The organism is Clostridium sp. C8-1-8 (assembly GCF_009928445.1).
Lineage (GTDB): Bacteria > Bacillota > Clostridia > Clostridiales > Clostridiaceae > Clostridium_AR.
Genome location: NZ_JAABNO010000005.1, coordinates 206,963 through 228,378, shown reverse-complemented (window position 1 = coordinate 228,378; position 21,416 = coordinate 206,963). Strand labels below are relative to the sequence as shown.

The 21,416-nt window shown below is 32.4% G+C and carries 18 protein-coding genes; 12 read left to right on the top strand and 6 right to left on the bottom strand.

All coding sequences use genetic code 11. The features are described 5' to 3' along the window. Positions 1 to 88: 88 nt before the first annotated feature. Positions 89 to 934: a helix-turn-helix domain-containing protein gene (locus GXK57_RS07945; RefSeq protein WP_160674061.1), complete on the bottom strand. Its 846-nt coding sequence runs from the start codon at positions 932 to 934 to the stop codon at positions 89 to 91. Between the two features lie 276 nt (positions 935 to 1,210). On the opposite strand from GXK57_RS07945, the gene GXK57_RS07940 reads away from it, so the two are divergent. Both GXK57_RS07940 and GXK57_RS07935 read left to right on the top strand, forming a co-directional pair. After that, positions 1,211 to 2,815 carry an acyltransferase gene (locus tag GXK57_RS07940; protein ID WP_160674058.1) on the top strand — a complete coding sequence of 535 codons (1,605 nt, stop codon included), beginning with the start codon at positions 1,211 to 1,213 and terminating at the stop codon, positions 2,813 to 2,815. Positions 2,816 to 2,943: 128 nt separating this feature from the next. Then, the gene (locus GXK57_RS07935; protein WP_160674055.1) at positions 2,944 to 3,159 is read left to right on the top strand and encodes a hypothetical protein; all 216 of its coding nucleotides are present in this window, start codon (positions 2,944 to 2,946) and stop codon (positions 3,157 to 3,159) included. 145 nt (positions 3,160 to 3,304) lie between these two features. On the opposite strand, the gene GXK57_RS07930 is transcribed toward GXK57_RS07935, so the two are convergent. Then, entirely contained in the window at positions 3,305 to 3,970 is a 666-nt protein-coding gene (locus GXK57_RS07930) for an NAD(P)H-dependent oxidoreductase (protein ID WP_160674053.1), read from the bottom strand. A gap of 366 nt (positions 3,971 to 4,336) precedes the next feature. Between GXK57_RS07930 and GXK57_RS07925 the strand changes: the two genes are divergently transcribed. The 3 genes from GXK57_RS07925 (at position 4,337) to GXK57_RS07915 (ending at position 7,002) form a co-directional block, all read left to right on the top strand. Further along, positions 4,337 to 4,771, top strand: coding sequence for a MarR family transcriptional regulator (locus GXK57_RS07925; RefSeq protein ID WP_160674050.1), 435 nt, complete (start codon positions 4,337 to 4,339; stop codon positions 4,769 to 4,771). Positions 4,772 to 5,048: 277 nt separating this feature from the next. Further along, on the top strand, positions 5,049 to 5,270 hold the full coding sequence (locus GXK57_RS07920; RefSeq protein WP_160674047.1) for a NifU family protein: 222 nt from the start codon (positions 5,049 to 5,051) through the stop codon (positions 5,268 to 5,270). A gap of 94 nt (positions 5,271 to 5,364) precedes the next feature. Then, on the top strand, positions 5,365 to 7,002 hold the full coding sequence (locus GXK57_RS07915) for a methyl-accepting chemotaxis protein (RefSeq protein WP_160674044.1): 1,638 nt from the start codon (positions 5,365 to 5,367) through the stop codon (positions 7,000 to 7,002). A 137-nt stretch (positions 7,003 to 7,139) separates the two neighbouring features. On the opposite strand, the gene GXK57_RS07910 is transcribed toward GXK57_RS07915, so the two are convergent. Continuing rightward, positions 7,140 to 8,030, bottom strand: coding sequence for a LysR family transcriptional regulator (locus GXK57_RS07910; RefSeq protein WP_160674041.1), 891 nt, complete (start codon positions 8,028 to 8,030; stop codon positions 7,140 to 7,142). 165 nt (positions 8,031 to 8,195) lie between these two features. On the opposite strand from GXK57_RS07910, the gene GXK57_RS07905 reads away from it, so the two are divergent. After that, positions 8,196 to 9,224 carry an epoxyqueuosine reductase gene (locus GXK57_RS07905; RefSeq protein WP_160674038.1) on the top strand — a complete coding sequence of 343 codons (1,029 nt, stop codon included), beginning with the start codon at positions 8,196 to 8,198 and terminating at the stop codon, positions 9,222 to 9,224. A gap of 277 nt (positions 9,225 to 9,501) precedes the next feature. Here GXK57_RS07905 and GXK57_RS07900 read toward each other — a convergent pair whose 3' ends face one another. Both GXK57_RS07900 and GXK57_RS07895 read right to left on the bottom strand, forming a co-directional pair. Continuing rightward, complete coding sequence (locus tag GXK57_RS07900; RefSeq protein ID WP_160674035.1) at positions 9,502 to 9,861, bottom strand: SdpI family protein; 360 nt, start codon at positions 9,859 to 9,861, stop codon at positions 9,502 to 9,504. 182 nt (positions 9,862 to 10,043) lie between these two features. Then, the gene (locus GXK57_RS07895) at positions 10,044 to 10,481 is read right to left on the bottom strand and encodes a MerR family transcriptional regulator (protein ID WP_160674032.1); all 438 of its coding nucleotides are present in this window, start codon (positions 10,479 to 10,481) and stop codon (positions 10,044 to 10,046) included. Between the two features lie 234 nt (positions 10,482 to 10,715). Between GXK57_RS07895 and GXK57_RS07890 the strand changes: the two genes are divergently transcribed. From GXK57_RS07890 to ppsA, 4 genes are all read left to right on the top strand, one after another. After that, the gene (locus GXK57_RS07890; RefSeq protein WP_160674029.1) at positions 10,716 to 11,126 is read left to right on the top strand and encodes a cupin domain-containing protein; all 411 of its coding nucleotides are present in this window, start codon (positions 10,716 to 10,718) and stop codon (positions 11,124 to 11,126) included. 53 nt (positions 11,127 to 11,179) lie between these two features. Beyond that, positions 11,180 to 11,500, top strand: coding sequence for a carboxymuconolactone decarboxylase family protein (locus tag GXK57_RS07885; protein WP_160674026.1), 321 nt, complete (start codon positions 11,180 to 11,182; stop codon positions 11,498 to 11,500). A 182-nt stretch (positions 11,501 to 11,682) separates the two neighbouring features. Beyond that, positions 11,683 to 13,443 carry a 1-deoxy-D-xylulose-5-phosphate synthase gene (locus GXK57_RS07880; RefSeq protein ID WP_160674023.1) on the top strand — a complete coding sequence of 587 codons (1,761 nt, stop codon included), beginning with the start codon at positions 11,683 to 11,685 and terminating at the stop codon, positions 13,441 to 13,443. Between the two features lie 152 nt (positions 13,444 to 13,595). After that, positions 13,596 to 16,211 (top strand): phosphoenolpyruvate synthase, encoded by a 2,616-nt coding sequence (gene ppsA, locus GXK57_RS07875; protein ID WP_160674019.1) that lies wholly within the window; start codon positions 13,596 to 13,598, stop codon positions 16,209 to 16,211. A gap of 107 nt (positions 16,212 to 16,318) precedes the next feature. Here the strand turns inward: ppsA and GXK57_RS07870 are convergent, their stop codons facing one another. Further along, a complete protein-coding gene (locus tag GXK57_RS07870; RefSeq protein WP_160674016.1) occupies positions 16,319 to 17,023 on the bottom strand; it encodes an AraC family transcriptional regulator in 705 nt (234 codons plus the stop codon). A 467-nt stretch (positions 17,024 to 17,490) separates the two neighbouring features. Between GXK57_RS07870 and GXK57_RS07865 the strand changes: the two genes are divergently transcribed. Together GXK57_RS07865 and GXK57_RS07860 are read left to right on the top strand one after the other, a co-directional pair. Beyond that, complete coding sequence (locus tag GXK57_RS07865; protein WP_160674013.1) at positions 17,491 to 18,921, top strand: cellulase family glycosylhydrolase; 1,431 nt, start codon at positions 17,491 to 17,493, stop codon at positions 18,919 to 18,921. Between the two features lie 331 nt (positions 18,922 to 19,252). Next, complete coding sequence (locus tag GXK57_RS07860) at positions 19,253 to 21,319, top strand: methyl-accepting chemotaxis protein (RefSeq protein WP_160674010.1); 2,067 nt, start codon at positions 19,253 to 19,255, stop codon at positions 21,317 to 21,319. Positions 21,320 to 21,416: the final 97 nt, after the last annotated feature.

Genomic DNA, 21,416 nt, shown 5'->3' with positions numbered 1-21,416 from the left:
ATACTTATGAAAATATATATTCTTAATTCAACTTGGTTTGCATTGGAGAAGAGGTATATGTTATTACTAAAAATGATAAATTAGATAGCTAGCTTAACACTTGGCATTGTTCCTTAAATTTATTTGGAGCTATGCCATATTTCTTTTTAAAGGCTTTTGAAAAGCTATAAGGATCTGGATATCCAAGAAAGCTTGCTATCTGTTTTATAGAATAACAACCTATATATAAAAGCTTTTTTGCACGATTCATACGCAATTCATTTATATATTGTAAAGGTGGAACCCCAACATTTTTTCTGAAACGGGTTATAAAGTATTTCTCTGATGTATTTATCATATTAGCTAAATCAATAATACGAATGTTTTTATTCAAATTTTCTTCTATATATTGTAGAACTTGTTGGAGATCAAATCTATCAGTGATGTTTTCTTTTATAGTATTAGGGAAAAAAGTACGGTAAGGTTCACTATTTTCTGCCAAATCTAATATAGTTGCAAGCAATAAATTAAAAGAAGATTTGATTAGATAATTTGCTTGATAATCAGAATTTTTGTATTGAAAATATGTATCTTTAAAAATTTCCGATGTTTTAGCTAGTAGTGGTTTTCTTATAATTCCTGAATAGTTGTAATTGTCTAAAGCATTTAACTTTTTGCCAATGGAAAAGTCAAAATGTATATATATAAATTCGCAATAGTCTTCGATTATTGCAGCTTCGTAGCATACATTGGGATAGAAAAAAATAACATCATCCTTAGATGCTGTATATTCTTTGTTATTTAAAGTTACTGTGACTTCACCGTCTAATATATACCAAATATCATAATCGGTATGGGTCTTTTTTTCTTGATAAAAGGCTGAATGGGATATATCACAACAAGAATTAACTGTTACGTTTATGTAATTATATAGTTGATCAAAAATTGGATTCATATTAGATTTCTTCCGTTCTTTTCTTACTTTTTACCATTATTATAATACAATCTGACATTTCAATAAACTGAAAAATACTTTACAATTATTAAAAGTTACTGAAGTTTCTTTCTTCCGTAATTTTACTTGGATATGTATTTTTGAGATATTATGAAAAGTGTAGGCTCATAGGCTCTGAAAGTTCCATATCCTAAGAAACGTTTCTAATTAAGTAAAATCAATTCAATCTAGTAGTGTATAAGCAAGTAAAGAAATAAATCAAAGGAGTAAATAAGAATGAGATCAGAAGAGTATTTTGATAAATCAATAGATTATTTGCCATGGGAGGAATTGGGAGAAGAGAAAAAGAAAGAACAGGTTATATGGCAGGAACAGCTAAAAAGAAAATATAAGGCTTTATTTGGACGAGATTGTTTTGTCTCTCCATATGCTAATATTTATGGAGTTGAAAAACTACATTTAGGAGATGGGTGCATGATTTGTGCCGGGGGTTTGCTTCGTAACATAACTCTTACAGCTGGAGTAAAATGCTCATTTAATACGAATGCATATCTTCAGGGCAAAATAGCATTAGGAGATTTTGTACGTATTGCCCCAGATGCCAAAATAATTGCAATGAATCATAACTTTGATGATTTAAATAGACCTATTTGTGAGCAGCCTATAACGTCAAAAGGCATCATTATTGGAGATGATGTTTGGATTGGTGCTGGCGCAGTTATCTTGGATGGAGTAACAATTGGAAGTCACTCTGTTATTGGTGCTGGAGCTGTAGTCACAAAGGACATTCCTAAATATTCAGTTGTAGGTGGCAATCCTGCTAAGATCATTAGGTCAAGGAATGAAAATAAAGTAAAGAAAGATATGAATGAAGCTGATCTGAAAAAACGCCTACAGAAATTTGGAAATGAAGTCCGCACTCAATGGCAGGCTGTGCTTAATAATAGAAAGAAACATATAAATGGCAGAGAGATATACGTAAATCTTCCAAGTGATTCTAAGGAACAAGTTCGTCCTTGGTGCGATGCAATAGAAATCGCAGCTATGTTTGACGGAGTACCTGATATTCTTCCAGAAGAATTATTAGTTAAACAAATTCAAGAAATGCAATCCAATGTAATTGACTACAATGTCCTAACGGTGGGGTATGCTTTAGAAGTACTAGGAACAAAAATTCAATATCCATTCAAGGATATTGAAAATGAAAATAAGGCACAATTAGAAGAAAAACTTTACTCATATGACTGGAAAAATGACATTTGGTATGCAGGAGCAGAGATTGATCATTATGGAACAGCTTTGTATATGAACAAAAAGTATTTCCAATCTAAAAATTCTGGTACAACCCTATTTGGCTGGTTAAGCTTAAATGCTAATGCTCAAAATGGAATGTGGGGGATTGGAAATAAAGATGACTTATTGCAGTTGGTCAATGGTTTTTATAGGTTAACTCGAGGAACCTATGCACAGTTTGGCATTCCTCTTCCATATCCAAGACAAGCTATTGATACCCTGTTAAAACATTCAAAGGATACTAGATACTTTAGAGAAGATTGTGGCAACGCATGCAATGTTTTAGATGTTATTCATCCTTTATGGCTTTGTAAGAAACAAACAAATTACCGCTATGAAGAGGGCAGAGAGTGGGCTTATTTACAAATAGAAAGGATACTAAAAAACTGGCAATATGAAGAAGGCTTTAGTTTTGAATTAGAAACAAGCTACAGGGCAGGACTTATGGGTACGGAAATGTGGCTTTCTATCCTATATTTGCTTACAGATTATATTGGATATTCAGAGGTACTTGGATACAAACCAAAAGGAGTTCACCGAACAGAAGTTGCATTTAACATTTTAGAAGTTAATTCAATCGTTGATTAATTTGTAAACTAAAATTAAAATTAGGACCTAAAATAGCAATCTGTGTTTAACTGCTGTAAAAAAGTGTAATTATGTAAGGATATAATGTATAATAAATAGCAACTTATTATATATTAGGGGGAATTCGGTTGGATAGAAGATTTAGTCTGTTATTTGGGATAATAGGAGGTTTTTTTCTTACACAAATTAATGGAATACTTCAATTACAAATGGCTTTTGGAAGTATGAATGGCTACGTTACAGATTTTTTATTTAATATACTTTCAATAATAGGGCTTATATGTGTTATTTATTTTAGCACTTTATTGATTATTGACACGATTAAGACAGTACACAAAAAGTAATGATGATTTTATTATTATGACACAATTTTCTTGAAGTTTAAATTAGGGGCACTTTTGAACGAAGTTCCCCTAAAATATAGCATGCTTTCAACACTGTTCATTAACAAAGCCTGCTTCCTTATCTAATCTTATTTAATATAAAATATTAAACCCATTGTACCACTGCATCTAAAGGTTGTCTTGTCTTTGGATATGGTTCTACTGCACGATATCCAAAGCTAGCCATTACAGAAACTCCAAAATGTTCTGCATCTAAAATACCTTCTTCTTTAAGAATTTCTTCTACTTTTTCAATGTTGAAGCCTTCAATCGGACAGGAATCAACTTGCAAAAATGCTGCTGCAGTTAGCATATTGCCTAAAGCGATATAAGTTTGTTTGCTTGCCCAGTCAAAGAGTGCTCTGTCACTTTCAAGTAAGTTGAAATCATTTTTTTGGAAGCTTTCAAATGCGGCTCTCTTGCCGTCAGCAACTTCCTTAGGAAGCTTTTGTATTTCTGACATGATTTTATTGACATATTCAGAATTATAAATTGTATCAGCTTTTTTTCGTGCAAGAAGAATTACAAAATGGCTAGCACCTTTGAAACTGTTTTGTGCTCCCCAAGATACAGGAAATAATTTTTCTCTAAGCTTTTGATCTTGAATTACAAGGAATTTCCAAGGTTCAAAACCGAAGGAACTTGGAGAAAGATGACCTGCTTCCAATATTGTATTAAAATCCTCTTCTGAAACTATTTTTGTAGCGTCAAATTGTTTGCATGCATGACGGAATTGAAATGCATCTATTATTTTTTCGTTTATACTATTCATAGTACAACCACCTTTCATTTAGCATAAATCGATTTTATCACTTTGTTAAATTATATTGAAGTACGCACATTTTTTATATATGGTATAAAATGATGTGCCTTAGTATAAAATTTTATACTAAGAAACCAGAGTGCATGTAAGAGTAAAAAAAATTCTAATAGCTTATGGTTTACTGGAACATCATTATTATTAAATGAGAGGAAGTTATTTTGTATTGTTTATTATATGGTGAACAGCCATTTATTTAATTAACAAAATAACTTAAATCGATCTTATATAGAAGAGCATAATTTTGAAAAAATACATTGACAAAAAAGTATCAAAGTAATAAAATTTATTCGTACCCGAACGAATGAGGTGGTAAAAATGAAAAGTGAATGCATCGTTGGCAGAATAAACAGAATTAGTGAAGCAACCACTAAGTTAATAATAAAAAAAATAAAGGACGAGCACTTACCTATATTACAAAACCATGCTACATTATTTAATATCTTACCTGAGGATGGTTCAAAGTTACTTTTTAGTGAGATAGCAAATACGTGGCAAATATCTAAATCGTCTTTGTCTGACATAATAAATAAGTATGAGAGTCAAGGATTGTTAAGTAAATGTGTTTGTAATGAAGATAAAAGAAGTGTATATATAGGCTTGACCTCTGAAGCTGTGTATATAAAGAAAAAGCTTGAGATTATGCAAAAAGAAATTCTAGACTTGTTATTGAAGGATTTTGATGAGGAACAAAGGAAAACCTTTGAGGATAATATTGATAAAGCTCTTAAAAATATAGCAAAGATGGACTAAAACGTCTTTGTTAAAGCGTTTCTATATAGAAGATTAATTTATGCTTGTTCAAAAATCGCTGTTTATAGGTTTTTCTGGCATGTATAAATTAATAGATCTGTAGAACTTTAGATAGATATCTTTTATTGAAACTTAATTTGTATTGGGTAAATGCAAAGAAATTTCAATTAATATAGGTTTTGTATTCAAGTATATATAAATAGATAGTTGGAATTCCATTGCTATAAGCATTTTGTTCGTACGCGTACGAAAATAAATATAAAAAGAAGGTTTTTAGATGAAAGAATTGATAATGAAATCATTAGAAAAAATTAGACCTATACTACAAAATGATGGCGGAGATGTTGAACTAGTTGGTGTGAGCAAAGATGGAATTGTAACTGTGAGAATGCAAGGTGCTTGCGGAAACTGTCCAGGAGCAATAATGACAATAAAAGGTATTATAGAAGAAAGATTAAAAAAAGAAGTACCAGGGGTTAAGGAAGTAATTGGGGTTTAATAAGTAAAAGGGCTTAATCCTAAAATCCTGTTCGGGTACTATTAAAATGTTGAAATTATAATTTATATATTACTTAATTCTAAGGTGGGATAAAATGTTTACATCAATACGAAAAAGATTAACTTTTAACTTTGTTTTAATGGCAGCAATAATAATATTGATTTGTACATCATTCTTCATATATGAAATGATAAATGGGATACAAAATCAAATGAAAGCTGATGGAATTACTCTAGCCAATAACGTAAGAGCAAACATAGAGAATTCTGGAATTAAAGAAGTAGGTAAAATTCAGGATATAATAGATGCAACATATAAATATGCAGATGGGGAATTATTGTACATAGGTGTAGTAACTAAAGATAAAACTCTTGTTGCTGGAACATCAAAGGATTCTATTGGTGAAAAAATTGATTCAGTTGGGTTGGACAGTGTATTTGAAGGAAAGACTGGGTCATATATGTATGACTGGAAAGGAACTAAAGCGTATAATGTTGGAATTCCGATCAAAGACGGAAATGATGTAGTATACAGTCTTTCAATTGGTATTTCGATTGTTAATATGGAAAAAACTATTGAAAGCACAATTATAAAGATTATAATTTGCGCAATATTAGTATTGTTATTAGCCGCTATTGCAGGTATATATATCGGAAAAAGAATTGCTAAGCCTATAGAGATCATCAAAGATGCTATTGAAGAAGCTGGCGAAGGGAACTTTACAGCAGACTATGAGATTAAAGGTAAAGATGAAATAGCAAAACTAGCAACTGCAAGTACTAAAACTAGAAAAGGCATGAGTGAGCTTATAAGAAAAATTAAAGTAATATCAGAAAGCTTAAGTAATCTATCGGAGCAGATTGAAAGTGGTGGAAAAACTGTGGGCTTAGCAAGTGAAGAAATTGCAACTTCAGTAATTAATGTATCTCAAGAAAGCATGAAGCAAACAGAAGCTCTAGAGGAGGCTGTTGGTTTATTAGATAGTTTTTCAAAAGATTTGGCCAATGTTGAAAATAAATTATCGTCCTTGGCTGATGGTGGAATGATAATAAAAGAAGATACAAATAAGGGTGTGCAAACTATAAATAAATTAGCTAATACCATTGATGAGATGTTAAATTCCTTCTTAGTATCAAAAGATAAGATTGAAAATTTGGACAAGACCATATCACAAATTAATTCTATTGTAGATATCATTAATGGAGTTGCGAAGCAAACTAATCTGTTAGCTTTAAATGCTTCTATAGAGGCTGCTAGAGCTGGTGAATCAGGTAGAGGTTTTTCAGTAGTAGCAGACGAAATACGTAAGCTTGCTGAAGAAGTTTTAACTTCATCAAAAAGTATAACCGAATTGATAAATACAGTAATGAGGGAGACTAATGATGTTTCTAATACTACAGAACTGGTGACTAAAATAGTAGAAGAAAGTAAAAGTGATATTAATAGTGTAACAACCTCATTTGAAGGGATTATTAGTAAAGTTAATAATATTCCTAGTGATATTAATAATGTACATATTGTTCTCCAAGGAACTATGAAAGGTAGAGATAAGATTTTGACAACAGTTGAGAATATATCTTCAAAGTCACAGGAGATTTCTGCTATTACTGAAGAAGTAACAGCATCAACAGAAGAGCAAGCAGCTATAACCAGCGAATTCTCTAGAACAGCGAAAAAGCTAGTTAAGATTGCAGGGGTATTGGAGAAGAATGTTTCAAATTATACAATATAATCTCCTGAAAAATAAAATTAACGGGTTAGTGGAAAGAAGTTCATTTTTTCCGCTAACCCATTAATTTTATGGTAATAAATAGGTTGAAGAGTATGCGAATAATGTATTATATTAAGGATTTACTTAGTTATAAAGCCTTAACTAATATTAAAGTCATCTCTTACTAACTGAATAAATAGTGACATTGCAGGACTAATCCACTTGTTCTTATGATAAGCATATATTGCTGTAATTTTTTCATCAGAACAACCTACCTCTAGCTCTTTTAACTTCCCATTTTCAAGTTCCTCTTCTACTGTGAAGCGGGGTAAGAACGAAATCCCTAAATTACTTGCGACACATTTCTTTATTGCTTCTATACTCCAAAGTTCGATGGTGTTGTTTAAAGATATATTGTTGTCAAAAAAATAACTTTCAAGAATCTTTCGGTAAATAGATTCTACTTCGTTAATGATAAGGCTTGTATTTATTTTTTGGTTTGGTTTACAAAAATCTAAATTTTTCTCTTCAAAAGATGGTGAACATATTAACGATAAATTGAAATCGGAAAGTGTAACAGAAGCTAAGTTATCATTCTTATGTCCCACATCATACATAAGCCCAAGATCCACTTCACCATTCAATAAGATATTTTTTATAGCATAACAGTTTAGTGATATTATAGAAAGTTTTACATTAGGAGCTTTTTCTTTAAATAGTTTTAATACGTTTTGCAACTTATAGGACATTAATGATTCTGCAACAGCGATCTTTAACTCGCCAGTGATATTATCACTATAAGTACCTAGACTCTCAATTTTTCTAACTATATTTAGCAATTCATTTGCATAGGGTATTAATTCTTTTCCCAATGATGTCAATACCATGTTACGACCTATCTTCTCGAATAGTTTGATTGAAAGTTCCTGTTCTAACTGCTGGATTTGTGATGTAACAGTGGATTGTGTATACCCCAATTTTGCTGCAGCATTAGAAAAATTACCTTCTTCAACGATACTTTTAAAGGTTTTAAAGTGTCTAATATCCATCGATTTTACTCCAATCGTTATTTATAAGCTAATAAAAATTTATAGATACAATAATATATTGATAAAATCGAATTGTCAATTCGAATATATCAATTTCACAAATACATATTTCTTTGTTAAAATATTATCATAGCTAATATCAAAGATATTAAGGAGAGAAAAACTATGGATACTATAGAGCAACTTATACAAAAAAAGGCTTACGAGCTTGGTTACGAAAAATGTGGGATTATTCCATTAAGCATGATTGCTGGGTATAAAGAAAAGTTGGACGAACGTATTAAAAAGGTGCCCGAATCTGAACAATTTTATAAGGGACAGCAACGTTTAGCTAATCCTTTAGCAGATTATCCATGGGCAAAGTCAGTGGTTGTAATGGCTGTACCATACGGTAAATATAAGGTTCCTGAGCAGGTAAAAGGACATATAGCAAAGGCATATTTATTTGATATAAGAGTGGATGAAAACGCAGAGGAATATAAGCATAACAGAGAAATGGAAAGCTATATGAGCGAACTTGGACTAAGGTTTGCAACTAATCAAAAGTTTGGTGTTGTAGGAATGCGTTGGGCAGCTTTGCAGGCTGGTCTTGGAATAGTAAGAAGAAATAATTTCTTCTATACTAAATCTGGCTCATGGGTTCATCTTGAAGCATGGCTTACAGATAGTGAGATGGAATTAAAAGAAACAAGCGATTTGCCACAGTGCCCAAAGAATTGCGGTAAATGTATTGCAGCATGCCCTACAAAATCCTTATCCGATTCTTATACAATGTCTCCAACCGCCTGCGTATCTTTTCTTACAACCTTTGGAGGACGGGATCTACCAAATCAACCTTTGAGTAAAACCTTTGGTTCTTGCATTTATGGTTGCGACATATGTCAAGATGTATGTCCTATGAATAAAGACAAATGGCAGGAAAACGAAGATTTCCCAGGTTTAGAGGGATTAGCTTTATCATTAACACCAGAGGAAATTATGGACATGGATGAGGAGTTTTATAGAAATAAAATACAACCAAAATTCTTTTATGTATCTCCTGAGGACCTTTGGAAATGGAAGGTGAATGTATTAAACTTTATGAGAAATAACTATAAGGAAAGCTACAGGCATTACATTATACAAGCATGCCAAAATGAAAATGAGAACATAGTAGCAATGGCTTATGCAATTAGAAAAGAATTACAGATATAACATGATTACAGATTGGATCGAGAAAAAACAGTAATCCATGTTTTGTATGGTGAAAATTATGGACTTATCAAATAAAAAAATATAATGCAATAATGAGGTCCCTGAAAAAAATAATTTTTCAGAGACCTCAGATTGATTCATAGAGTTTTATATATTAATACTTTTTAAGATTTAATAAGCTTATGAAAGTTTAATGCTTATTTGTGATCTACAATAATCAAGTTTTAGAGTCAAATTATTGGCTAATATACAAAGTTCAGCCTTCTTATAGGAGAGACTAATTATGTGTTCTTTTGCTTCCAGCCCTATCAAATTTCATTCTTAAATGTATTTCAGTTAAGAAAATACATGCTATAGCAATAGTAAGTAGACCTAATAAGGATATTTTCATATTTAATGATAAATTATTGCTATACATATTTCTTAATAATACAGAGAATAGCATGTATATAATGCCCCCTATACAAAGTGTCTTTCCAAAGAAGCGATTACCATCATTCCAGGTTTCTTTATTTTTCATTGCATATGGTGTTCTATACCCAAGATTACTATTCATATGGTTAGGTGGATATTTCATTAACACCGCTCCAATTAGCACAAAAGCTAATCCAATAACAAAACTTGTTATCATATTCATACAACATCACCTCTAATTCATTATAATACAATTATACCACATATTTGTAATTAGTATTAAAAACTATAGTTAAATGGAGTAGCAAAGATGTTTTTATAAATAAATAATCACACATCTTTCTACTTCACAGAATTGATGTGTGATTACTTTTCATATAAATCTATTATAGTTATAGAAGTTTGCTATGAGTTACCTTTTTCATCTTTATTTAAAAATTTCATAGCCAGTTCTTCTCTTAAGCCAGGAACATCAGTTGTTCCTTTTTCTTTTGACATTCTGTAAAATTCACATTTATAATTTATCCTAGCTAAAGCATTTTGTAACATTGCAATTTGTTTCTCAGTTTTTTCCTTCTGATGAACGAAAAGCTCATATCTTTTGTCAATGGTACAATCACCTTCTTCACACCATTGGAAAAATTGTTTAATATCTTCAAGAGGCATTCCTGTATTTTTTAAACACTCTATCATTTTTAAACATTCTACATCTGCATCGTCGAAGATTCTTATATTACCAGAAGTTCTATTAACTAATGGAAGAAGCCCTATCTTGTCATAATAGCGAAGGGTTGATATCGATATGTCTAGCATTTTTGAAATATCACCAATGGAATAATTCATATATTTCCTCCAAAATATTTTAAATTAAGTATTGACCTAAAGTTAGGTTTAGGTATTATGATATATCTATCATAAGATACAAGTAATTCTAAAGCAAGCAAAAAATATGTTTTTGGTGAAGATAATTAGAAAACCAAGCAATATGTCATAGGATCTTTATTGAATACTCACCAGACATATTGCCCTCTGTAATCTTATGAAAAATAATATAAGTAAGCGTAAGGAGAAAGGACTATGGACATTAAGGAATTGGAAAAGGTATCTGACTTTTTACTAGGGGAAGAAAATACTGCATATGCACCATACTTTATTGGAAAAAGCTATTTAAGTGTTCTAAACACTAAAGAGGCAATTATATCTAATGTTACATTTGAACCAGGATGCCGTAATAACTGGCATATTCACCATGGCAGTGGTCAGATATTGATTTGTGTTGGTGGTCATGGCTGGTATCAGGAGCTTGGAAAGGAAGCACAGTTCTTAAAAAGTGGAGATGTAGTTTATATTGCTCCAGAAATCAAACACTGGCACGGTGCTGTAGCAGATGAGCCCTTTGCCCATCTAGCTTTATCTATTCCAGTAGAAGGTGCTTCAAATGAGTGGTGTGAACCAGTAACAGATGAAGAATACAGAAAGTTAAGATAAGCTCATTTTGTATTGGTAGAGAGGATAAAAGTTCTCTCAGAAAGGAGTTATTTATGGAAAAGCAAACAGCAGGAAAAGAAGCACTGGGAACTTTTGCACCTAAGTTTGCAGAACTAAATGATGATGTTTTATTTGGTCAAGTGTGGTCACGAGAGGATAAGTTATCCACTAGAGATAGAAGTATGATTACAGTGACTGCCTTAATTACAAAAGGTATTTTTGATAATTCTTTAAAATACCATATGAACAATGCAAAAAATAATGGTGTGACTGCAGAGGAAATTGCTGAGGTTATCACGCATCTTGCATTTTATGTGGGATGGCCAAATGCATGGGCAGCCTTTGCAATAGCAAAAGATGTTTGGGTGGAATAGGCATAATCTAAAGGAATCATCTTAAGTCAAAACTTTTAAGAATTGTTATTTTAAAGAATTGGTTTTTGCATAAAGGAAGTAATTTTTATGATCAAACTATGTCTACCTAAGAGGTATTTAGTTATGACTTAAAATATAAGCTAATAAATTAATAGATTCGTTTAATTACAGGAGGATGAAATATGTATTTAGAAAAAATAAACTCACCAGAAGATGTGAAAAAATTATCTGTAGCAAATATGAATGATTTAAGCGCTGAGATTCGTCAAACCTTGCTTAAAAAGTTAAGTGAGCATGGGGGACATATAGGACCAAACCTTGGAATGGTAGAACTTACAGTTGCATTGCATCATGTATTTAACTCTCCAAAGGATAAGATAGTATATGATGTATCACATCAAAGTTATATTCATAAGATGCTTACTGGAAGAAAAGAAGCTTTTATAAATTCTGAAAAATATGATGAAGTGTCTGGCTATACCAACCCCGAAGAAAGTGAGCATGACTTTTTTAATATTGGTCACACTTCCACATCCATAAGTCTTGCCTGTGGCCTTGCAAAAGCAAGAGATCTAAAAGGTGAGAAGGACAATGTTATTGCTATTATTGGAGATGGTTCCCTAAGTGGTGGAGAAGCTTATGAAGGTCTTAATAATGCTGCCGAGGCTGGAACAAACATGATTATTATTGTAAATGATAATGATATGTCTATTGCAGAAAATCATGGTGGCCTATATAAGAACCTTAAAGAACTTAGAGATACTGAAGGAAAAAGTGAGTGCAACTTCTTTAAGGCTATGGGTCTAGATTACTATTATGTCAGTGATGGACATGATCTAGATCAGTTGATAAGCACATTTAATAAAGTTAAGGATGCAGAGCACCCAGTGGTAATTCATATTCATACAATAAAAGGCAAAGGCTTTGAGCTTGCTGAAAAGAATAAAGAACAGTGGCATTATGGAATGCCTTTTGAATTAGAAACAGGAGCATCAAAGATTTCTATGGGCAATGCAGAGAATTATTCTGATTTAACAGGAAAATATTTGTTAGATCAGATGAAGCAAGATCCAACAGTTGTTGCTATTACCTCTGGAACTCCATTTGTACTTGGTTTTGGGCCTGATAGAAGAAAAGAAGCTGGTAAACAGTTTGTAGATGTTGGAATTGCTGAAGAGCATGCAGTTGCTTTAGCTTCAGGAATTGCAGCAAATGGAGGAAAACCAGTTTATGGAGTGTATAGCACATTTCTTCAAAGAACCTACGATCAGCTTTCACAGGATTTGTGCATAAACAATAACCCAGCATTGATATTAGTAAATGCTGCATCGGTTTATGGCATGAATGATGTAACACATCTTGGAATATTCGATATTGGCTTTATGAGCAATATTCCTAACATGGTATATCTTGCTCCAACTTGTAAGGAAGAATATTTTGCAATGGTTAATTGGGGAATGAAGCAAAAGGAGCATCCAGTAGCAATACGTGTTCCGGCAATGGGTGTAATAGAAAGCGGTATTGAAGACACAACAGATTATTCTATACTAAATAAATACCAAGTTACCAAAGAAGGTAAAGAAGTTGCAATAATTGCACTGGGAGATTTCTATCAACTTGGTCAATCAGTAGTTTCAAAGCTTGCAGAAGAAAACAACATAAAAGCTACTTTAATTAATCCAAAGTATATCACAGGTATAGATGAAGAATTACTTGATAGCTTGAAAAAGGAACATAAGCTGGTAATCACTGTGGAGGACGGTATCTTGGATGGCGGCTTTGGAGAAAAGATAGCAAGATATTATGGTGCTTCAGATGTGAAGGTAATAAATTATGGTATAAAGAAGGAATTACTAGATCGTTATATTCCAGAGGAGCTTATGAAGAAAAATAGACTTACTGAGGATCAGATTACTGAAGATATTATGAGTATCTTAAAATAAAAAGCTATACTACACCCTATACTTTAATTATAACACATAGGATTTTCTAAAAACAGCCTTATAATTTGATGTTTTTGCGGGTATTATAGGAGCAGATATTACTTCAAAGAGAAATGTTTTATCCACACCTATAATAAGGAAGGGGAAAATTAATGAATTTATATGTGCTTGGTTTTCAGGAGATTCACAAGACAATGATTTCTATGGTAGGGGGAAAAGGTGCTAACTTAGGTGAACTAACCAAAGTAAATGGAATCTTGGTTCCAGAAGGCTTTTGTATTACTACAGAAGCCTATAAAAAGATAATTGCAAACAATCAGAAGCTTAAGGCGTTATTAGATAAGTTATCACAGCTTTCTATAGAAGATAGGGAAAAGGTTCAAGAAATTAGTAAGCATATTCGACAGGTTATAGAAAATATATCTATCTCTAAGGATATACTAGATGAGATAGAAGCCCATCTAGTAAAGTTTGGAGAAAAAGATTCCTATGCAATACGATCTAGTGCTACAGCAGAGGACTTACCTACAGCTTCCTTTGCTGGACAGCAGGATACTTATTTAAATATTATAGGAAGAGATGCTATCCTAAAGCATATAAGTAAATGCTGGGCATCACTATTTACAGAAAGAGCAGTAATATATCGTCTTCAAAATGGCTTTGACCACCGTAAAGTATACCTTTCTGTGGTGGTTCAGAAGATGGTATTCCCACAGGTGTCTGGAATTATGTTTACTGCTGATCCGGTGACTTCTAATAGAAAGGTTTTGTCAATTGATGCTAGTTTTGGACTTGGTGAGTCTCTAGTTTCCGGTGTAGTAAACGCCGACAACTATAAAGTGCGTAGCGGCAAGATTATTGATAAGAAGATATCCTCAAAAAAATTGGCTATTTCTGCAGTAAAGGATGGTGGTACGAAACAACATCAAATCACTGCTGAACTGCAGAATACACAAGCTCTAAGTGATGAACAGATTTTGCAGTTGGAGCAAATAGGCAGAAGACTTGAAGAATACTTTGATTTTCCACAGGATATTGAGTGGTGTTTAGCTGATGATATATTTTACATTGTCCAGAGTAGGCCAATCACTACTTTGTACCCTATCCCTGAAGTAAAGGATCAAGAGAATCATGTATATATATCTGTAGGGCATCAGCAAATGATGACAGATCCCTTAAAGCCACTAGGGATGTCATTAATGGAGTTAGTATCATATGGTCAAAGGTTCAAGGCTGGCGGAAGGCTGTTTGTTGACATTGCACAAATGCTAGCTTCACCTGATAGCAGAAAAATCTTATTGACCAACATGGGCCAACATGATCCACTTATGAAAGATGCACTTATGACCTTAATAGATAGAGGAGATTTCATAAAGGATTTACCTGAAGATAAAGAGAAAAAAGGTAATGCTGATGGTAATAAAGGTGTGGCAGCTCTTGGAGCTCAAGCTCCCTTAGAAACAAATCCCATAATCGTTTCAGAGCTGATTAAAAAAAATCAAACCTCCATAGATCAGTTAAAGCAAAAAATTCAAGGAAAATCAGGAACAAATTTAATTGATTTTATACTAGAAGATATTCAGGAATTAAAGAGAATATTATTTGACCCACAAAGTTCAGCTGTATTTATGTCAGCCATAAATGCTTCCCATTGGATCAATGAAAAAATGAATCTGTGGTTAGGTGAAAATAATGCTGCGGATATACTTTCTCAATCTGTTCCCAACAACATTACTTCTGAAATGGGCTTAGAATTATTAGATTTGGCCGATATGCTTCGTCCTTATCCAGATGTAATTGATTATTTAGAACATACAAAAGACGATAACTTTTTGGAGAAACTATCCCAATTACATGGTGGGCTAGAAGTAAAAGCTGCAATACTGTCTTATCTTGAAAAATACGGAATGAGATGCAGCGGAGAAATTGATATTACTAAAACCCGTTGGAGTGAGAAACCTCTTACACTTGTCCCAATGATTCTTGGCAACATTAAGAATTTTGAGCCAAATGCTAGTAAGCAAAAATTTGAACAAGGGCGCAAGGAAGCTTCAGAGAAGGAAAAAGAGCTATTAGATCGATTGATTAGGCTGCCAGATGGTGAAGAAAAGGTACAAGAGACAAAGCGAAATATTGATTTAATTCGAAATTTCATTGGTTATCGTGAATACCCAAAATACGGTATGGTTAGCCGCTACTTTGTTTATAAGCAAGCTTTAATAAAAGAAGCTCATCGATTGGTACAGACAAACGTTATTAATGAAAAAGAAGATATATATTACCTCACTTTTGAAGAATTACGTGAAGTCATTGCTAAAAGTAAAATAGATTATGATATGATCAACAAGAGAAAAGAGGAGCACAAAATATTTGAAAATTTAACTCCTCCAAGAGTTATTACATCTGATGGTGAAATTATTATCGGTGAGTATAAACGTGTCAATCTTCCTGATGATGCCATTGCAGGTTTAGCTGTTTCTTCCGGAGTTGTGGAAGGAAGAGCACGTGTCATATTAAGCATGGAAGATGCTGAGCTAGAAGAGGATGATATATTAGTAACTACCTTCACTGATCCTAGTTGGACACCTCTTTTTGTATCTATAAAAGGTCTTGTTACTGAAGTAGGTGGACTAATGACTCATGGAGCAGTTATTGCCCGTGAATATGGATTACCAGCGGTAGTTGGCGTTGAAAATGCTACCAAACTAATAAAAGACGGCCAAAAAATTAGAGTTAATGGAACAGAAGGTTATATAGAAGTTATATAATTGTACTGTACGAACTTAATTTAGCTGTTTAAGTTTATTTAGGTTTAATAAAGCAAGTAAAAGTATAGCTATTAAAAAATAAGATGTTTAGCCTTGGCTTAAACATCTTATTTTTTGTGATAAAGCTTTCTAAATGCTCTTGGGGTCATATGTTCACTTTTCTTAAACATAGAAATAAAATAACTAGGATTACCAAAACCAGTAAGGTCACAAACCTCCTGAATAGAGATAGAAGGATACTCAGCCAGCAACTCCTTTGCTTTCCTGATGCGAATATTTAACAAGTATCGGTAAGGAGAAATATGAAAAACCTCTTTAAATATTCTTGTCATATATTGAGCACTATAACAAACCATAGAGGCAAGATCCTGATTACATACATCCTCAGCATAGTGTTCCTCTAAATATTTAACAATAGGCTTAACAATGGTATCATACTTTGATGAGAGAGGTGAACTTTTTAAGAGATGTATTTTTAGCTTCATTAAAAAAGAGTAAATATAGCCAGCAACTTCTAGAGGATAATAAGTATCATCTATTTTGTTGTTAGCAATTAATTTTTCAATAAAGCAATCAACATCCCTATCTAATTCATCTATATACAAATATTCTCCAATACCTAATAGAGTTAAGATTTCATTTACAAGAGTGCCTCCGAAGTTAAAATAAGCTATCTTCCATTCATTTGTAATGTTTGAGTAATTGTGAGGAAGATATGGAGTAATCAAAATACCACAATTTGAATCCAATATAAATTCTTTTCCGTCAATCTCTATTTTTCCAATTCCTGTTTGCGTATGAATCCAGTGCACGCAGGGGCATCCATTGAAGCAAAATGTCATTTTCTGATCACAATTATAGCCAAAACTATTTACATATAAGGGTAGACTATAATCTTTTCTTTTAAAACTATAGCGCATAGAGCCCCCTTTTTAGTTCAAATAATTATATTTTTTGTTATAAAACTATGATTATTTTAACATTTTTATATGTTAAAATACAAATATAGTTAGGAAAATTTAACAGTTAGCTAGATATATTTGATATTATGCTTACTATAAAGTCCCAAAACTTAATTAGAGTTACTTTATTAATTTATATAAAATTGCTTTTTGTTTATATTAGTAGATTTCATTTAAACTTGGAGGTGATAAAGAATCTACCTAAAGATAAAGCGCCAATTAATTGGAGGAAAGTACTTAAATAGTTAATTATAAGATTTAATTTTAAAGTCACAGATTTAAGTATTATATCTAAAAGCGTATTTAAGGGGGATTTTATGAGAATTAATAAAAGATGTATAAAAATGTTTTTTACTAGTGTTTTAGTAGTTTTATTTACTATGTCTAGTTTGGTATTGCCTGCAAGAGCAGCAGATAATACTACGGTATCACAAAATGGTCAGTTAAAAGTTATCGGAACAAAACTCTGTAACAAGAATAATCAACCTATACAATTGAAAGGAATGTCCTATTTTTGGCACTGCTGGGATCCTGGATTGTATAATTCTAGCACAGTATCACAATTAGCAAACAATTGGAATGCAACAGTTGTAAGAGCACCAATGGGAATAGATGTAGAAGGCGGATATTTGTCTGACCCAGCTGGTTCTATTAACAAAATAAGCACAATAGTTGATGCTGCAATCAATCAAGGTATATATGTTATTATTGATTGGCATGAGGAAAAAGCTACAACTCACGTATCTCAAGCTGTTAACTTCTTTAAGACTATGGCTCAAAAATATGGAGATAAGCCAAATGTTATCTATGAAATTTATAATGAGCCTACATCAACCTCTTGGAGTGATATTAAAAGTTATGCACAACAAGTAATAAACGGAATTAGACAGTATGATCCTGATAATATTATTGTTGTAGGTACACCTAACTGGTCACAAGATGTTGATGTAGCTGCAAATGATCCTATTCAAGGAACAAACATTATGTATACACTACATTTTTATGCTGGTACCCATAAGCAATGGCTTAGAGACAAAGCAACTAATGCAATTAATAAGGGAATTGCTCTTTTCGCTACAGAATGGGGAACTTGCGATGCTTCTGGTAACAGTAATCTAGATTTAAATGAATCTACTACTTGGCTAAATTACCTAGATTCAAATGGCATAAGCTGGTGTAATTGGTCCCTTAATACAAAGCCTGAAACAGCATCTGCACTGACAGCTAACGCTAATCTAACTGGGCCTTGGAGTGACTCTGAACTTACTGACTCAGGAAAATATGTAAAGTCAAAATTGACCTCAAGTATACCCCCACAACCAGGTACAGGTATTGTTTCTGGAGGTACTTATAAAATAATAAATGTTAATAGTGGAAAGGCACTAGACTCTGATGGTACTGTTGATGGAGCAAATGTTCAGCAATGGTCTTATGGTGGCGGAAATAATCAAAAGTGGATTGTTACAGATGTAGGTGAAGGGAAATATAAGATTATAAATGTTGCCAGTGGAAGAGCCTTAGATTGTGCTGGAAATTGGGATGGCGCAAATGTCCAAATATGGTCCTATGGTGGTGGAAATAATCAAAAGTGGTATCTAAATGATATGGGAAGTGGACAATATAGGCTTATAGGCGTTGATAGTGGAAAGGCCTTAGATGGTGCCGGAAACTGGGATGGTGCAAATGTTCAAATATGGTTTTATGGTGGAGGTAATAACCAAAAGTGGACTTTTGTTAAATTGAATTAATTCAATAAAAAGAAATTATAAAAAGCTACCAATATAATGAATATATTGGTAGCTTTTTCAATTTAATTATATATACAGGATTAAGTAAGTAGGATAGTTTTTTACATGCCAAATATTACATTGAGGTAATCTAAGAAAAACAGCTTAATTTAAATAAAGTAGAATATATATATTTCGAATATTAAGAATATACAGACTTTCGTATTTAATTATCAAATTTGAAGTTATAAAGGAGATGCTACTATGGATAAAGAAGTTAGTGAAAAACAGAGGATGTTTATTTCAGAAGAAAAAATTATATTAAAAATATTTAATAAAAAGAGAGGTTATTATGAATAAAAGATTTGGTGGAATAAAGGGAAAGATTCTAGCTTCTACAATAATAACTATTTTAGTAACATTAATAAGTATTAGCAGTATTGTAATATATCAAGTGAACAAAAAAGCCTATGAAGATTATTATAGTAATTCCAAAGAGCAAATGTCTTCGATAACACAAGCAATTAACATTTTTTATGATCAATTGGATAAAAATCTTGATATGTTAGCAGAAAATCCTTTATTAAAAATGACTAATAGTAGTATATCGACTTATAAAAATACCACTGAAGCTACTAGTATGGACCCTGTTGCTAAAGGTGGACTTGAAAAAGCAATCTACGAAGTGTTTGAGCAATATGCAAATAGTCATAAAGGTACAGTTTACGTATACATGGGAACAACAGAAGGAAGCTATATTCAGTGGCCAAAAGAAACTATAACAGTAGGTTATAATCCTGTTAAGAGACCTTGGTATGAAGATGCTATAAGCAAAAGTGGAAGCATCATAAGGACTGCTCCATACACTTTCAAAAATCATCTGTTTACAAGTAATGCTCGTACATTTACAGATAATAATGGTAAAGTCTTAGGTGTAATGGCTCTTGATGTAGAGCAATCTGCTATTAGTGATATGTTAAGTAAAATGAAAATTGGAGAAACCGGTTATGCAATAATTGTACATAATACAGGTATAGTAATGGCAGATGGGAAAAATCCTAAAAATAATTTTAAAAAAATTGATGAACTTGGTATTCAAGGTCTAAATAAAATATTAGATAAAGAACTAAAGTCCTTTGAAGTTACTATTAATGGTGAAAAATATATAGTTACTCCATATAAGGTTGAAGGTACTGATTGGATATTAGCTTCATTCATGACTGAGAAAGAATTACAGTCAGGTGCAAAAGGAATAATCAATATTGTAATCGTATCTTCCATAATACTACTTCTAGTAGCAGCTGGTTTACTTACTTATATATCTGGAAGTATAACAAAACCTATTATAGCGGTGACTAAGAAAATAAAAGACTTTTCTAACTTGGAGTTCTTAGAAGATCACAATTTAAATGATAAAAATTACTTGAATAGAAAAGATGAAACTGGCGATATGATAAGGGCTCTAAGTAGTATGAGAGTTAATGTGGCAGAATTTATTCGCAAGACTGCCGATGCAACTGAACAGGTAGCTGCGTCATCAGAGGAGTTGACAGCAACTTCCCAAGAAGCAGCCACTTCATCAGAAGAAGTTGCAAAAACTATTGAAGAAATAGCGAAAGGAGCCAGCGAGCAAGCTGTAGATACAGAAACAGCTGCTAATAGTGTTGAGGAGTTAGGATCGTTGTTAGAGCAAGACTTAACTTATATTAAAGAGCTTAATGTTGCAGCCTCACAGATTGAAAAGAAAAAAGAAGAAGGCTTCTTAATCATAAAGGATCTTATTAATAAAACTGAAAAAAATAACGATGCCTCAAGTAATATATACAATATAATAATGAGTAATAATGAAAGTGCAGAGAAGATTGAAAGTGCTAGTACTATGATTCAAAACATTGCAGATCAAACCAATCTGTTAGCCTTAAATGCAGCTATAGAAGCTGCAAGAGCAGGTGAAGCCGGTAAAGGTTTTGCAGTGGTAGCTGACGAGATAAGAAAGCTGGCAGAACAGTCAAATAGCTTTACAAATGATATTAAAAACGTAATAAATGAGTTAAAAACAAAATCACAAAGTGCAGTAAAAATTATGGAGGAAACTAAGCATATTGTTGAGGAACAGGCCGGTAGCGTTGGTGAAACACAAGAAAAATTTGAAGGAATAGCCGAAGCTATAGATTTCATAAAGAATATAATTAATAAACTTAATAATTCTGCAGAATTAATGTCTGATAACAAAAACAAAATAATTGAGCTAACACAAAATTTATCATCAATTTCTGAGGAGAATGCTGCTGGAACAGAGCAGGTATCGGCATCTATGGAAGAACAGGCTGCTACAGTTCAGGAGATTGCAAACTCAGGTGAGAGCTTAGCTATGATAGCAGAAGATTTAAGAGTATTAATAGCTAAATTTAAGATTTAAAGTGATTTTTTATTATTATAGAAAGGTATTGACAACATATGTAAGTGAATATATAATACTTAGTAATTAAATATATTTAGTATGTATTTGCTTACAT